This is a genomic window from Kitasatospora phosalacinea, from assembly GCF_030268885.1.
In the GTDB taxonomy this organism is placed as follows: Bacteria; Actinomycetota; Actinomycetes; order Streptomycetales; family Streptomycetaceae; genus Kitasatospora; species Kitasatospora phosalacinea_C.
On the sequence record NZ_BSSA01000112.1, the window covers coordinates 1 to 453 of the forward strand.

The 453-nt window shown below is 67.5% G+C and carries 1 protein-coding gene; it reads left to right on the forward strand.

Annotated elements, in window-relative coordinates; all coding sequences use genetic code 11:
- Positions 1 to 453 (forward strand): GTP-binding protein (locus QSK52_RS39170; RefSeq protein WP_285741051.1); only part of this gene is annotated, 453 nt, incomplete at its 5' end.

Genomic DNA, 453 nt, shown 5'->3' on the forward strand with positions numbered 1-453 from the left:
ACCGAAGCCGTCATGACCTCGGCCTCCGCCGGCATCGACGACCTCAGCCACGTCTCCGGCAAGACGACCACCACCGTCGCCATGGACTTCGGCCGCATCACCCTCGACGAGGACCTCATCCTCTACCTGTTCGGCACCCCCGGACAGGACCGCTTCTGGTTCATGTGGGACGACCTCGTCCGCGGAGCCATCGGCGCCGTCGTCCTCGTCGACACCCGCCGCCTCGCCGACTGCTTCCCCGCCCTCGACTACTTCGAGAACAGCGGCCTCCCCTTCGTCGTCGCCCTCAACGGCTTCGACGGACACCAGGCCCACACCCCCGAAGAAGTCCGCGAAGCACTCCAACTCAGCACCGACATCCCCATCATCACCCTCGACGCCCGACGCCGCGACAGCGCCAAGAGCGCCCTCATCACCCTCGTCGAACACGCCCTCCTCGCCCGACTGCGGTGA